Source organism: Nonomuraea sp. NPDC000554 (assembly GCF_040300065.1).
Lineage (GTDB): Bacteria > Actinomycetota > Actinomycetes > Streptosporangiales > Streptosporangiaceae > Nonomuraea.
Genome location: NZ_JBEPDC010000002.1, coordinates 298,830 through 312,650 on the forward strand (window position 1 = coordinate 298,830; position 13,821 = coordinate 312,650).

The 13,821-nt window shown below is 70.7% G+C and carries 13 protein-coding genes; 6 read left to right on the top strand and 7 right to left on the bottom strand.

All coding sequences use genetic code 11. The features are described 5' to 3' along the window. Window positions 1–200: 200 nt before the first annotated feature. Window positions 201–1,595, bottom strand: coding sequence for an NAD(P)H-quinone dehydrogenase (locus ABT294_RS05320; protein WP_350803702.1), 1,395 nt, complete (start codon window positions 1,593–1,595; stop codon window positions 201–203). A 72-nt stretch (window positions 1,596–1,667) separates the two neighbouring features. Here ABT294_RS05320 and ABT294_RS05325 point away from each other — a divergent pair, with 72 nt between their 5' ends. Further along, window positions 1,668–2,120 carry a gamma-glutamylcyclotransferase family protein gene (locus ABT294_RS05325; RefSeq protein WP_350803703.1) on the top strand — a complete coding sequence of 151 codons (453 nt, stop codon included), beginning with the start codon at window positions 1,668–1,670 and terminating at the stop codon, window positions 2,118–2,120. On the opposite strand, the gene ABT294_RS05330 is transcribed toward ABT294_RS05325, so the two are convergent. Then, entirely contained in the window at window positions 2,117–3,418 is a 1,302-nt protein-coding gene (locus ABT294_RS05330) for an MFS transporter (RefSeq protein ID WP_350803704.1), read from the bottom strand. The two genes, ABT294_RS05325 and ABT294_RS05330, sit on opposite strands and share 4 nt — an antisense overlap. Window positions 3,419–3,529: 111 nt before the next feature. Here ABT294_RS05330 and ABT294_RS05335 point away from each other — a divergent pair, with 111 nt between their 5' ends. The 5 genes from ABT294_RS05335 to ABT294_RS05355 all read left to right on the top strand — a co-directional run bounded on the left by ABT294_RS05335 (window position 3,530) and on the right by ABT294_RS05355 (window position 9,758). Next, entirely contained in the window at window positions 3,530–4,510 is a 981-nt protein-coding gene (locus tag ABT294_RS05335; protein WP_350803706.1) for an Lrp/AsnC family transcriptional regulator, read from the top strand. Then, a complete protein-coding gene (locus ABT294_RS05340) occupies window positions 4,507–5,811 on the top strand; it encodes a M20/M25/M40 family metallo-hydrolase (RefSeq protein WP_350803707.1) in 1,305 nt (434 codons plus the stop codon). The genes ABT294_RS05335 and ABT294_RS05340 overlap by 4 nt, the downstream gene beginning before the upstream one ends. Before the next feature lie 2 nt (window positions 5,812–5,813). After that, complete coding sequence (locus ABT294_RS05345) at window positions 5,814–6,617, top strand: purine-nucleoside phosphorylase (protein WP_350803708.1); 804 nt, start codon at window positions 5,814–5,816, stop codon at window positions 6,615–6,617. Beyond that, window positions 6,614–8,260, top strand: coding sequence for a phospho-sugar mutase (locus ABT294_RS05350; RefSeq protein WP_350803710.1), 1,647 nt, complete (start codon window positions 6,614–6,616; stop codon window positions 8,258–8,260). The genes ABT294_RS05345 and ABT294_RS05350 overlap by 4 nt, the downstream gene beginning before the upstream one ends. A gap of 223 nt (window positions 8,261–8,483) precedes the next feature. Continuing rightward, window positions 8,484–9,758, top strand: coding sequence for an ATP-binding protein (locus tag ABT294_RS05355; RefSeq protein ID WP_350803712.1), 1,275 nt, complete (start codon window positions 8,484–8,486; stop codon window positions 9,756–9,758). A 39-nt stretch (window positions 9,759–9,797) separates the two neighbouring features. Here ABT294_RS05355 and ABT294_RS05360 read toward each other — a convergent pair whose 3' ends face one another. The 5 genes from ABT294_RS05360 to ABT294_RS05380 form a co-directional block, all read right to left on the bottom strand. Continuing rightward, window positions 9,798–10,283 carry a GyrI-like domain-containing protein gene (locus ABT294_RS05360; protein ID WP_350803713.1) on the bottom strand — a complete coding sequence of 162 codons (486 nt, stop codon included), beginning with the start codon at window positions 10,281–10,283 and terminating at the stop codon, window positions 9,798–9,800. An 11-nt stretch (window positions 10,284–10,294) separates the two neighbouring features. Further along, the gene (locus ABT294_RS05365) at window positions 10,295–11,251 is read right to left on the bottom strand and encodes a sigma-70 family RNA polymerase sigma factor (protein WP_502911961.1); all 957 of its coding nucleotides are present in this window, start codon (window positions 11,249–11,251) and stop codon (window positions 10,295–10,297) included. Further along, window positions 11,212–12,030: a MerR family transcriptional regulator gene (locus tag ABT294_RS05370; protein WP_350803716.1), complete on the bottom strand. Its 819-nt coding sequence runs from the start codon at window positions 12,028–12,030 to the stop codon at window positions 11,212–11,214. The genes ABT294_RS05365 and ABT294_RS05370 overlap by 40 nt, the downstream gene beginning before the upstream one ends. 72 nt (window positions 12,031–12,102) lie before the next feature. Beyond that, entirely contained in the window at window positions 12,103–12,714 is a 612-nt protein-coding gene (locus ABT294_RS05375) for a hypothetical protein (RefSeq protein WP_350803717.1), read from the bottom strand. After that, window positions 12,711–13,784, bottom strand: coding sequence for an adenosine deaminase (locus ABT294_RS05380; protein WP_350803719.1), 1,074 nt, complete (start codon window positions 13,782–13,784; stop codon window positions 12,711–12,713). The genes ABT294_RS05375 and ABT294_RS05380 overlap by 4 nt, the downstream gene beginning before the upstream one ends. Window positions 13,785–13,821 lie beyond the last annotated feature (37 nt).

Consider the following 13,821-nt stretch of genomic DNA (forward strand, 5'->3'; position numbering starts at 1 on the left):
TACAGGTGGGTCGAAATGGTCGGCGATGGCGGCGGCCTGGCCCATGTGCGCCTGGGCGGCCGGGTTGCCGAGCATGGCGTGCATCGTGTTCGACGTGGAGAAACGCATGCTCACGAACCTCCCGCCCGAGGAGGTGCGACACCTGGTGTCCCTGCTCACCGCCTGCGGACAGAACCTGGCGTAAGGCTCCGGGAAGCGTCTCAGATGCCGATGGACGCCTCGGGCTGCATGAGGCGGCGGGCGGCCTCGGTGATGGAGCCGGACAGCGACGGGTAGACCGCGAACGTGTGGGCGAGCTGGTCCACCGTGAGCCGTTGCTGCACCGCCACGGAGACGGCCAGGATCAGCTCGGAGGCCCGCGGGGCCACCACGACCCCGCCCAGCACGATGCCGGTGTGCGGGCGGCAGAAGAGCTTGACGAAGCCGTCGTTGAAGCCCTGCATCTTGGCGCGGGCGTTGGTGGCCAGCGGCAGTTTGACCACGTTGGCCTCGATCTCGCCGGCCTCGATCGAGCGCTGCGCCACGCCGACGGCGGCGATCTCGGGGTCGGTGAAGATGTTGGACGCGACCGTCGCCAGCCGCAGCGGCTGGACCGCCTCGCCGAGCGCGTGCCAGACGGCGATGCGGCCCTGCATGGCGGCGACGGAGGCGAGCATGAGCACGCCGGTGCAGTCGCCGGCGGCGTAGACGCCGGGCGCGGACGTACGCGAGACCTTGTCGACCTTGATGAAGCCGTTCCTGTCGAGCTGGACCCCGGCCTCCTCCAGGCCGATGCCGCCGGTGTTGGGCACCATGCCGACCGTCATCAGCGCGTGGGAGCCTTCGGCGGTGCGGCCGTCCTCGAGGGTCACCACCACGCCGTCGGCGGTGCGCTTGACGGAGGCGGCGCGCGAGCGGCCCATGACGTTCATCCCGCGCCGCCGGTAGACCTCTTCCAGCACTTCGGCGCCGTCGGCGTCCTCGTTGGGCATCATCCGGTCGCGGCTGGAGACGAGGGTGACCTCGGCTCCCAGGGAGCGGTAGGCGCCCGCGAACTCCGCGCCCGTCACGCCCGAGCCGACCACGATCAGGTGTTCGGGCAGCTCGTCGAGGTCGTAGAGCTGGCGCCAGTTCAGGATGCGCTCGCCGTCGGGCTCCGCGCCCGGCAGCACGCGCGGGGTGGCCCCGGTGGCGACGAGCACCACGTCGGCCCTGATGGTGCGGTCGCCGGCCCTGACCACCTGCGGGTCGACCAGCCGCCCGCGCGCCTTGACGATCTCGACGCCCTCGGCGGCGACCCTGGTGGCGATGTCGGCCGACTGGGCCTGGGCCAGCTCCTTGACGCGCTTGTTGACCAGCGGCAGGTCGACGCTGGCCACGCCGATGTCGCCGTCGGGGCCGCCGGAGAAGGCGACGCCCAGCGAGGGCGCGTCGAGCAGGGCCTGCTTGCGGACGGAGGTCGCGATCAGCGTCTTGGACGGCACGCAGTCGGTGAGCACGCACGCGCCACCCGGGCCGTCCTGCTCCACCAGCGTGACCTCTGCGCCTAGTTGCGCGGCAACGAGTGCTGCTTCGTACCCGCCTGGCCCGCCACCGATGATCACGATCCTAGTCACGTGTCCTATTCTCCCGCATCGGCCGAGTCGCCTACGAACGGGGCAGCCCCCCTCGCGCTAGTCTTGTCTGCTGTGCCTGTCTACGCCGCCTACGGCAGCAACATGGACCCCGAGCAGATGGCCATGCGCGCCCCGCACTCTCCGATGCGCGGGGTGGGCTGGCTGCAGGGCTGGCGCCTGACGTTCGGGGGCGAGGACATCGGGTGGGAGGGCGCTCTCTCCACCATCGTCGAGGATCCTGATGAGCACGTCTTCGTCGTCCTCTACGACGTCCCCGAGTGGGACGAGAACTCGCTCGACCAGTGGGAGGGCGCGGCACGCGGCATGCACCACAAGGTGCGACTGCGGGTGCAGACGCTCGAGGGCGAGGTCGTGGCCTGGTTCTACGTGCTCGACGGCTACGAGGGCGGCCTGCCGTCCGCCCGTTACCTGGGCATCCTGGCCGACGCCGCGGAGCGGGCGGGCGCCCCCGACGACTACGTCAAGGAGTTGCGGGGGCGCCCCTGCAAGTCGCTCGGCGACTAGCTGAGCGGCTGGTCCTTGGTCTCCTTCAGAGCGAAGACGTAGACCAGCGTGGAGATCAGCGCGAGCGCCGACATGTACCACGGGAAGAGCCCGGAGTTGCCGGCGTCCTTCAGCGCCGTGCCGATCAGCGGCGCGGTGCCGCCGAAGATCGCGACGGTCAGCGAGTACGGGAACCCGGCTCCGGCGGCCCGCACCCTGGTCGGGAAGAGCTCGGAGTTGACCGCGGCCGCGATCGCCGTGTAGCAGCCCAGGAAGACCATGCCCACGCACTGGATGAGCAGCAGGCTGGAGAACGAGTTCGTCAGCATGCTGAGCAGCGGCACCGGCAGCAGCGTGAACGCCAGACCGAAGGCGATCAGCATCGGCCTGCGGCCGATCTTGTCCGACAGCATGCCGAGCAGCGGCTGCAGGATCATGAAGAACACCAGCGCGATCGTGCTCACGGTGAGTGAGTCGGCCTTGTCGAAGTTGACGTTCTGCTGCGCGTAGGTCGGCAGGAACGTGGTCCACGTGTAGTACGCGACCGTGCCCGCCACCGTGATGCCGACGATGAGCGCGGCCTTGGTCGGGTAGCGGACGAGGAACTCGAACAGGCGGGGGCGCTCGGCCTCGCCCTTCTTGATCTCCTCCGCGACGGCGCTGGTCTCCTCGGCGCCCTTGCGGATCCACAGGCCGACCAGGCTGATCACCGCGCCGATCAGGAACGGGATGCGCCAGCCGTAGCTGTTCATGTCCGCTTCGGTCAGCGTCGAGGCCAGCAGTGCGGCCAGGCCGGAGGCGAGGAGCTGACCGATCGTGGTGCTGACGTACTGGAAGCTCGCGAAAAGGCCACGGCGGCCGGGGGGCGCGGACTCCACGAGGAACGTGGTGGCGGCGGCGAACTCACCGCCGACCGACAGGCCCTGGATCAGCCTGGCCAGGGTCAGGATGATCGGCGCGAGCACGCCCACGGCGGCGTAGGTCGGAGTGACCGCGAGCAGCAGCGAGCCGACGCCCATCAGGACGATGGTGAACGTCATCGCCGCCTTGCGGCCGAACCGGTCGGCGAACGCGCCGACGAGCAGGCCGCCGAGCGGGCGCATGAAGAAGCCGACCGCGAAGATGGCGAACGCGCTCAGCACCGGCACGAGCGGGTTGTCGGTCTTGGGGAAGACCTGCGAGGAGAAGTAAACGGTGAGGAACGAGTAGGTATACCAGTCGAACCACTCGACGACGTTGCCGATGCTGGCCGCCATGAGCTGACGGACGCGACTTCTGGGGATGCCGATCGGCGATTGAGCAAGGGGAGGGGTCGCCACGCGTGGCTCCTTTGCTGGCGAGTGCTGTGATGGCCTACTGTGCATGCGGACGTCCGAAACAGTCAAATGTCTGGATATATATTTACAAACCCGACACAGAAACGGCCTCACGTGGATGTTCTTGACCGGCGCCTCGTCGCTGCCCTTCAGGTCAACCCCCGGGCAGCGTGGGGCGAGATCGGCAGGGCCGTCGGCGAGCATGAACGCACAGTGGCGCGCCGGTTGCAACGACTGATCGCCGAGGGCGCGATCCGCGTCACCGCCATCTACGACGACCTGCGCTCCGGTCACGGGCGGCCCGTCCACCTGCACGTCCAGGTCCGGCCCGGCACGTCCCGGCAGGTGGCCGAGGCGCTGTCCGACCGGCCCGACACGCGCTCGGTCTACTCGCTGACCGGCGCCGCCGACCTCGGCTGCGAGCTGGTCTCCCCGTCCAGGGACCGCCTGCACGACATCCTGACCGCGCAGATCACCAAGATCGACGGAGTGCTGCAGACGCGCACCCAGGTCGTCCTGCACACGTTCATGACCGTCGCCGAGTGGCACGCCCCCTACCTCACCGACCAGGAGGTGGCCGGGCTGCGCCCGGCTACCGTCCGTGACTGCCTCCCCGACGAGGACGGCCTGTCACCGCTGGAGCGGGAGATCGCCGAACTGCTGGCCGCCGACGGGCGCATCGCCTTCACCACGATCGCCGAACGGCTGGACATCTCCGTCCCGACCGCGCGCAGGCGGGTCGCCTCGCTGCTCGACCGGCGGCTCCTGCTGCTGCGGGCGGAGGTCGAGCCCGCGCTGCTCGGCCTGGAGGTGGAGGCCAAGCTCTGGCTCAAGGTGCGCCCGCACGGCCTCGACATGGTCGGCCAGACGCTGGCCGCGCACCCGAACGTCCGGTACTGCGCGGCCACCACCGGCACCTACTCGGTGATCGTCCAGGTGGCGGTCGCCCACGAGGCCGCCCTCTACCGCTTCCTGACAGGCGTCGTCGGGCCTCTCGACGAGATCACCGACATGGACGTCACCCTCATCACCCGCGCCTACAAGCGCGGCCACCTCCACAAGTCCGGCCTGCTCACCTTGGAGAAGACCCCATGACACCAGCCGAGAAGGAAGTCGCCGAGCTCTGCGCGGAGCTGATCCGCGCCGACAGCAGCAACTACGGGGACGGCTCCGGCCCCGGCGAGCGCGCCGCCGCCGAGGTGGTCATGGCCAGGCTCGCCGAGGTCGGCGTCGACTCCACCTACGTGGAGAGCGCCCCCGGACGCGGCAACGTGGTCACCCGCGTCGAGGGCGCCGACCCGTCGCTGCCCGCGCTGCTCGTCCACGGCCACCTGGACGTGGTCCCCGCCAACGCCGCCGACTGGTCGGTGGACCCGTTCGCGGGCGAGGTGCGCGACGGCTACATCTGGGGCCGCGGCGCGGTGGACATGAAGGACATGGACGCGATGATGCTGGCCGTCCTCCGCCAGCTCAAGCAGGAAGGCCGCAAGCCCCGCCGCGACCTGGTCTTCGCCTGGGTGGCCGACGAGGAGGCGGGCGGCGTGTACGGCGCCAAGTACCTCACCGAGCACCACCCCGAGCTGTTCGAGGGCGTCACCGAGGCGATCAGCGAAGTGGGCGGCTACTCGCTGGAGGTGGACCCGTCGCTGCGGCTCTACCTGATCGAGACCGCGCAGAAGGGCCTCGGCTGGATGAAGCTGATCGCCGACGGCACGGCGGGGCACGGCTCGATGCTCAACTCCGACAACGCGGTCACCGAGGTGGCCAAGGCCGTGGCCAGGATCGGCGCGCACGAGTGGCCCATCACGCTCACTCCGACGGTGCGCCGCTTCCTCACCGAGGTCGCCGACGCCTTCGGCCTGCCCTTCGACGAGACGGACCCCACGCCGATCCTCGACAGGATCGGGCCGCTCGTCCGCTTCGTCGGCGCGACGCTGAGCCACACCGCCAACCCCACCCAGCTCGACGCCGGATACAAGGCGAACGTCATCCCCGGGCAGGCCACCGCCGTGGTCGACGGGCGCTTCCTGCCCGGCTTCGAGGACGACTTCTTCAAGACCATCGACTCGCTGCTCGGCCCGAACGTGCGCCGCGAGTTCGTGCACCACGACATCGCGCTGGAGACCACGTTCGACGGCGCCCTGGTCGAGTCGATGATCGCGGCGCTGAAGGCCGAGGACCCGACCGCGCGGGCGGTGCCGTACTGCATGTCGGGCGGCACGGACAACAAGACGTTCTTCGCCGACCTGGGCGTGCGCGGGTTCGGGTTCGTGCCGCTGCGGCTGCCCGCGGACATGGACTTCGCGTCGATGTTCCACGGCGTGGACGAGCGGGTGCCGGTGGAGGCGCTGCAGTTCGGGGTGCGAGTGCTCGACAGGCTGCTCCTAAACTACTGAAGGTGACAAACGACGCCTACTCCCTCGCCGGTACGGCCGCCGCTGCGCTGAAGGCCGCCACGGGTCTCGACTCCTTCGACGTGGCCCTCGTCATGGGGTCCGGCTGGGTCCCGGCCGCCGACGCCCTCGGCGCGACCGTGGCCGAGATCCCGTTCACCGACCTGCCCGGCTTCGCGGCTCCCGCGGTCGCGGGGCACGGCGGCAAGATCAGGGTCGTCCGCACCGAAGCCGGGCGGTCGGCCCTCGTCTTCCTCGGACGCAGCCACCTCTACGAGGGCCGCGGCGCCGAGTCGGTCGTCCACGGGGTGCGCACGGCCGCGGCGGCGGGGGTCGGCACGGTCGTGCTGACCAACGCGGCGGGCGGGCTGCGTCCCGAGACGCAGAACGTCGGCGACCCGGTGCTGATCAGCGACCACATCAACATGACGGGCGCCAACCCGATCACCGGCACCACGTTCCTCGACCTCACGGAGGTCTACTCGCGGCGGCTGCGCGCGCTCGTGCGCGAGGTCGACCCGGAGATCGCCGAGGGCGTCTACGTCGCCTTCCGCGGCCCCACCTACGAGACTCCCGCCGAGATCCGCATGCTGCGCACGCTGGGCGCCGACCTGATCGGCATGTCCACCGTGCTGGAGGCGATCGCGGCCCGCGAGGCCGGCCTGGACGTGCTCGGCATCTCGCTGGTCACCAACCCGGGAGCGGGCCTGGCGAGCGAGCCGCTCAACCATGAGGAGGTCCTGGAGGTCGGCCGGGCCACGGCCGCCCGCATGGGCGTCCTGCTGGCCAAGATCGTCGATCGGCTGTGAGCGGCGACCTCGTCCGGCGGGCCAGGCAGTGGCTCGTCCAGGACCCCGACCCCGAGACCCGGGCCGAGCTCTCCGACCTGCTGGAACGAGGTGACCTGGAGGCGCTGGGCGAGCGCTTCGGCAACAGGCTGGAGTTCGGCACGGCGGGTCTGCGCGGCGAGCTGGGAGCCGGGCCGAACCGGATGAACCGGGTCACCGTCATGCGGGCCGCCGCCGGGCTGGCCGCCGTCCTCGGCCCCGGCAAGCACGTCGTCATCGGCTACGACGCCAGGCACAAGTCCGACGTGTTCGCCCGCGACACCGCCGCGGTGCTGACCGGGGCGGGGCTGCACGCCTCGCTGCTGCCGGGCCCGCTGCCGACGCCCGTGCTGGCCTTCGCCGTCCGCCACCTCGGCGCCGACGCGGGGGTCACGGTGACGGCCAGCCACAACCCGCCCCGCGACAACGGCTACAAGGTCTACTGGGGCGACGGCTCCCAGATCGTGCCCCCGATCGACCGCGAGATCTCGGCCGCCATCGACGCCGTCGGACGCGTCGACGAGCTGCCGCTCAACGGCCCCGGCACGCTGACCGAGCTGAGCGACGGCATCATCGACGACTACCTCGACGCGGTCACCGCGCTGCCGCTCGGCGACGCCCGCGAGCTGCGGGTGGCCTACACGCCGCTGCACGGCGTGGGCGGGGCGACCCTGACCGGCGCGTTCCTCGCGGCCGGGTTCGAGAGCCCGATGTCGGTCGAGGAGCAGCGCGAGCCCGACCCCGACTTCCCCACGGTGTCCTTCCCGAACCCGGAGGAGCCGGGCGCGATGGACCTCGCCATCGCCCTCGCCACCAAGTCCGGGGCCGACCTGGTCATCGCCAACGACCCCGACGCCGACCGGTGCGCGGTGGCCGTGCCGCTGGGCGACGGCTCCTGGCGCATGCTGACCGGCGACGAGGTGGGCGGCCTGCTCGCCGAGCACGTGATCACGCACACGTCCGGCGATCGCATGGTGGCCACCACGATCGTGTCGTCCACCCTGCTCGGCAAGATCGCCCGCGCGCACGGCGTCCGCTACGGCGAGACGCTCACCGGCTTCAAGTGGATCATCAAGGCGGGCCCCGGGCTGGTCTTCGGGTACGAGGAGGCGATCGGCTACAGCGTCGGCTCCGACTCCGGCCTGCCGGTCCACGACAAGGACGGCATCGGCGCCGCCCTCACGGTCGCCGGCATCGCGGCCGCCGCCCGGCGCGACGGCCGCACCCTCCTCGACCTCCTCGACGACCAGGCCCGGCGCTACGGGCTGCACGCCACCACCCAGCTCTCGGTCAGGGTGGACGACCTGTCACTGATCGCCGGCGCCATGTCCAGGCTCCGCGCGGCCCCGCCGGCGACGCTCGGCGGGCGCGCGGCGCTCACCGCCGACGACCTGAGCAGGGGCGACGGCGGCCTGCCGCCCACCGACGGCCTGCGCTACGTCCTGTCGGGCGACGCGCGGGTGGTGGTCCGCCCTTCGGGCACCGAGCCCAAGCTCAAGTGCTACCTGGAGGTGGTCGTCCCGGTCACCGGCGAGGTCGCGGACGCGCGGGCGCAGGCCGTCCGAGACCTTGACGCCCTGAAGTCCGACCTGAGCACGGCACTGGGACTTCAGTCTCACGCCTGAGACCATCCCAGGCGACGGTGTCGCAGAATCCACCTCTGAGACCATCTCTTCCAGATAGTCTCATCTGTGAGACTATCTGGGGGCGGTTTTGGAGAGCTTCATCGGCAGGAAGCGGGAACTGGCCCTTCTCCAGTGTGTCCTGGAGAAGACGGATGTCAACCGCTTCGATCGCCCCGGGCGCGCCCTCCTGGTCCGGGGCCGCCGTCGCGTGGGGAAGTCGAGGTTGGCGGAGGAGTTCATCCAGCAGACCCAACTGCCCCACGTCTACTTCACGGCGACCGGCCACGCTCTGGACCAGGAGCTTCGCCTCTTCACCGAGGAGGTTCGCTCGTCGAACCTTCCGGATGCCTCGGCCTTCCACGCCGAGCAGCCAGGTTCGTGGCACGACGCGCTGTCCCTGCTCGCGCACGCCCTCCCCGAGCGCTCGCCCAGCGTCGTGGTCATCGACGAGCTCCCGTACCTGATCAAGGCGGACCCGTCCTTGGAGGGCGTGCTGCAGAAGCTCTTCGACCGGGAGTTCTCCAGACGGCCCGTGTTGCTGCTGCTCATCGGCTCGGACCTGTCCATGATGGAGGCGATCAACACCTACGACCGGCCCTTCTACCAGCGTGCTGTCGACTTCGTCGTCGATCCCCTCAGCCCCCATGACGTGGGGCAGGCTCTCGGCCTGTCCGCGGCGGAGGCGTTCGACGCCCATCTGGTCTCGGGCGGCCTGCCGATGATCTGCGAGGAATGGCCCCGTGGCGGCTCCCTCTGGGACTACCTGAAGGAGGCGACCGCGAACCCGCTCTCCGCGCTGATCGTCAGCGGAGAGCGTGCGCTCGCCGCCGAGTTCCCGCCGGAAGCCCTCGCCCGGGAGGTGCTGAGCGCGATCGGCGCGGGGCAGCGCACGCACGCCAACATCGCCACCGCCGCCCAGGGGGTCTCCCGGGCATCGATGAACCGGGCGCTCCAGCTGCTGCTGGAGAAGCGCATGATCGCCGTGGAGCGGCCCCTGTCGACCCGGCCGTCCCGGGAGACGCGCTACCACGTGGTGGACACCCATCTGCGGTTCTGGATCCGGTTCATCGGATCCCGCCTGACCGACATCGAGCGTGGCCGAGCGGACAGGGTCATGGACAGGATCCGCCAGTCCTGGACGTCATGGCGAGGGACGGCCATCGAGCCCGTCATCCGCGAGTCCGTCCGGCGCATGGACGAGCTTCCCGAAGGCACCGGTGCCATAGGCGGCTACTGGACCCGGACCAACGATCCGGAGATCGACCTGGTCGGAGCCGACAGGGAGCCGATCGCCAAGAAGATCACGATGCTGGGGTCGATCAAGTGGCTGGAGAACCGGCCGTTCGACCATCACGATCTGAGCGAGCTCATCGTCCACCGCTCGAAGATGCCGGGCGCCGACACCTCCACGCCGCTCTGCGCGGTCTCGCGCAGTGGGTGCGACGTGGAGGGGGTCAGGCACGTCACGCCTGAGGAAGTGCTCGACGTCTGGCGTTAGGCGAGCCACCGTCAGGCGTCAGGCGCTCGGCGTCAGGCGTTAGGCGAGGCGGAACTGGAGGTCGGTGTCCCAGTTGTTCGGGTCGGGTTCGACGCGGGGGTCGGTGTTGTAGATCTCAAGGCGGCAGCCCCAGCGTTCGACGCCGTCCGCTTCCGTCATGTCCCACTCCAGCCCCTGCTCCGCCGTCCATTTCAGCAGGTCCCCGATGACGCCGGCGAGCTGGTCGGGGTGGCCGTGGTGGGTGACGGTCGCGTAGCGCCCGGCGGGCAACTCACCGGCGAGGATCTCGCCCTCGCCCTCGACCGGCTCCGCGACGGGCACGCCCGCCTCGACCTCCAGCCGGTCGGCCGCCATGTCGATGCTGTGGTACCGCAGGAACGGGCCCGCCGCCGGGGCGAGACCGCGCTCGGCGAGCCAGCCGATCAGCTCCGAGATGCGGTCGGCGACCTCGCCGAAGGTCGTCATGGTGATATGCCTGCGCACCCCCACGTAGGGGCGGGCGGGCTGTTCGATGATCTCTGGCATGTCTGTCCTCCTTACCGGTCTGTACGAGATGCGGCGCCGGAAGTCATCGGCAGGCCGAACAGCGGGAACAGCGCCGGGTCGAGATAGGCCGTCGTGGCGGCGATCCGGCCGTCGGCGGGCTCGACCACCACGAGGGCGAAGGGCTCGCCGTTCACGTACTGGCCGAAGGCGGGCGAGCCGTTGGCCGCGGTGCGGACGAGGCGGGACCCGGCGCAGGGGGCGTCGGCCGCCAGCATGACCGTGCGGATGTCGTCCCGGCCGCGCAGCCACCAGGTGAACGGCGGCATCGACATGGTGGCGTCCTCGTGGAGCAGCGCGACGAGCCGTTCGACGTCGTAGCGCTCGAAGGCGTCCACGTAGCGGGCGAGCAGTTCCTCGTCCACGTCCGCTCGTGGTTCCGGGGTGGCGGGAAGGGCGGCCCTGGCGCGTTGCAGGGCGCTGTTGACCGACGCGACGCTGGCTCCGAGCAGGTCCGCCACCTCGGCGGCGCGCCAGCGCAGGACGTCCCGCAGGATGAGGACGGCCCGCTGCCGGGGCGGGAGGTGCTGCAACGCCGCCACGAACGCCAGCCGCACCGACTCCCTGGCGACGGCGAGGTCCGCAGGGTCGGCGGGCAGCACCCGGCTGTCGGGGACGGGCTGGATCCACCTGTGCTCGGGCAGGGGGTCGCCGAGTCCCGCTCCCGGGGCGGCGGCGGGGCCGAGGTCCATGGCGCGGGCCCGTCGCTGGGGGGTGCGCAGCATGTCGAGGCAGATGTTGGTGGCGATCTGGAACAGCCACGGACGCGCCGGCCCGCGCGCCGGGTCGTAGCCGCCCCGCCAGGCTCTGACCAGGGTCTCCTGCACCGCGTCCTCGGCCTCGAAGGCGGAGCCGAGCATGCGGTAGCAGTATCCGGTCAGCTCGGCGCGGTGCCGCTCCAGATCGTCCACTAGGCGGGGGCCACCTCGATCTGCAGTTCCGTCACCCATTCGGCCGCGTTATCCGGGCAGTGCAGGTAGACCTCCCTGGCCAGGGAGAGCGACCGGTGACCGTTCTCCTCGATCCAGTGGGCGAGGGTCTGGAACGTCGACCCGACGTCCTCCATCGCGCCGTGGTGGATGATCGTCGCCGCGGTGTCGATGCCGGGCAGGGCGACCACCTGGAAGTCGAGGTCCGGGCGCGGCCCGGTCGTGACGGGGAACGCGGCGTGGACCATCACGCTCCCGTCGTCCTCGGGCACGTAGTAGGCGATGCCGGGGCCGGCGATGGCCACACCGGCCGCCTCCACGCGGTCGCAGAGCTGCCTGTACAGGGGTTGGATGACCGGGCCGATGTCCTCGCTGTCGTAGCTGGCGGCCCTGGCGCTGAGCTCGGCCACCGTGACCGGGGCGACCTTCTTGAGCACGACCTCGTCCGTCTTCATGTGCCCTTCCGTCTCGATGCTCCGAAGCCTCGCCTCGACGCCGCGCAGCCTGGCCAGGTCGGCGCTGATCTGGGCTTCGAGCTGGGCGCGGCGCAGCCGGACCATGCCGTGCAGCTCGTCCGCGCTCACCTTGTCGTCGAGGATCGCCCTGACCTGTTCCAGCGTGAAGCCGAGGTCCTTGATCGCGACGATCCTGTTGAGCCTGGACAGCTGCGCCGCCTGGTACGAGCGGTAGCCGGTGGACGGGTCCACGTGGGCGGGGCGCAGCAGCCCGAGCGCGTCGTAGTGGCGCAGCATGCGCACGGACACGAGTCCGAGCCTGGCGAAGTCTCCGATGCTGAACATGACCTCTCCAGGTGTAGGGCCTCACACGGTGTCAGGGTCAACCTACGTGGAGAGCTCTGACCCCGGGAGCCGTCAGGGGACCACGATGGCGGCCACCACCAGGGCGAGCGCCACGGCGAGCACCGCGAACGCGTCGAGCGACCACGTGGTGCGGGCGGGACCGGCCGCCTCCTCGCGCCGCCTGGCCGACTCGGCGCGCTCGGTGATCTGCTCCCCCACCCAGTCGGCGTGCGTCTTCCCGGCGAACGCCTCCGCCGCCGTCTGCTCGCCCCTCGTCATCGCGGGCTCGGTGCGGAACCGGCTGGGACGCTGCGGCCTGGGCGCCGCCCTGCGCTGCGCCCTGGCCCGCTCCCGTGCCGTGCTCATCGGCGTCCACAGCCGCAGGAGCTGCTCGTCGTGCTGGACGTTGATCGAGTGCGAGACGGTCACGTCCGCCACGGACGCCCACGGGACGAACGTGGTGCGCAGCGGGTTCCGCCCGACCAGCCCGGGCTCGGTGAACACGGTGGCCGGCCTGAGCGCGACCAGGTAGACGATCGCGGTGAGCCCGCCGAGGACCGCGGCGGCCACCAGCGAGGGCTTGCCGTTGAAGCGGACGGTGAGATCCCAGGCGTTCACCGCGACGAACGCCACCCAGACCCAGCCGAGCACGAAGGCGGTCTTGGACCGGTAGACCTGCTTCACGGCTGCCACTTCAGCCGCGCGAAGCCGGGCTTGATCACGCCGTTGATCAGCGCCAGCCGCTCGTCGAACGGGATGAACGCCGACTTCATCGCGTTCACCGTGAACCACTGCAGGTCATCCCAGTCGTAGCCGAACGCCTCGACCAGCTTGGCGAACTCCAGCGAGACGGAGGTGGAGCTCATCAGCCGGTTGTCGGTGTTGACCGTCACCCTGAAGTTCAGCCGGCGCAGCAGCCCGATGGGGTGCTCGGCGATCGACGGGGCGGCGCCCGTCTGCAGGTTGGAGGTCGGGCACATCTCCAGCGGGATGCGCTTGTCGCGGACGTAGGCGGCCAGCCGCCCGAGCTTGGCGGTGCCGTCGCCGGAGGTGGAGATGTCGTCGATGATGCGCACCCCGTGGCCCAGCCGGTCGGCGCCGCACCACTGGATGGCCTGCCAGATCGACGGCAGCCCGAACGCCTCACCGGCGTGGATCGTGAAGTGCGCGTTCTCCCGCTGCAGGTACTCGAACGCGTCGAGGTGCCGGGTGGGAGGGTAGCCCGCCTCGGCGCCCGCGATGTCGAACCCCACCACGCCGACGTCGCGGTAGCGGACGGCCAGCTCGGCGATCTCCTTGGAGCGCGCCTGGTGCCGCATCGCGGTCAGCAGCGTGCCGACCTTGACGTCGCGGCCCTGCGAGCCCAGCTTGAACCCTTCGAGCACCGCCTCCACCACGGCGTCGAGGGTCAGCCCGGTGGTGGTGTGCTGCTCGGGCGCGAAGCGCACCTCCGCGTACACCACCCCGTCGGCGGCCAGGTCTTCGGCGCACTCGGCGGCCACCCTGACCAGCGCGTCACGGGTCTGCATCACCCCGACGGTGTGCTCGAACGTCTCCAGGTACCGTTCCAGGGACCCGGAGTCGGAGGCCTCCTCGAACCACTGCCGCAGGTTTCCGGCGTCGGTGGTGGGCAGGCCCTGGTAGCCGTGCTCCCGAGCCAGCTCGACGATCGTCTCGGCCCGCAGGCCACCGTCGAGATGGTCGTGGAGCAGGACCTTGGGCGCGCGTCGGATCTCGTCAAGGGTGGGGCTCATCTGGCCATGATATGAGCTGTGGCCCCGCCCTCTCCCG

Bases quoted from the DNA above. Each gene is read 5' to 3' on its own strand.
- ABT294_RS05380 (WP_350803719.1), bottom strand. From the start codon at position 13,784: ATGAGCCCCACCCTTGACGAGATCCGACGCGCGCCCAAGGTCCTGCTC.
- ABT294_RS05365 (WP_502911961.1), bottom strand. From the start codon at position 11,251: ATGGGTGACGGAACTGCAGATCGAGGTGGCCCCCGCCTAGTGGACGAT.
- ABT294_RS05370 (WP_350803716.1), bottom strand. From the start codon at position 12,030: ATGTTCAGCATCGGAGACTTCGCCAGGCTCGGACTCGTGTCCGTGCGC.
- ABT294_RS05360 (WP_350803713.1), bottom strand. From the start codon at position 10,283: ATGCCAGAGATCATCGAACAGCCCGCCCGCCCCTACGTGGGGGTGCGC.
- ABT294_RS05340 (WP_350803707.1), top strand. From the start codon at position 4,507: ATGACACCAGCCGAGAAGGAAGTCGCCGAGCTCTGCGCGGAGCTGATC.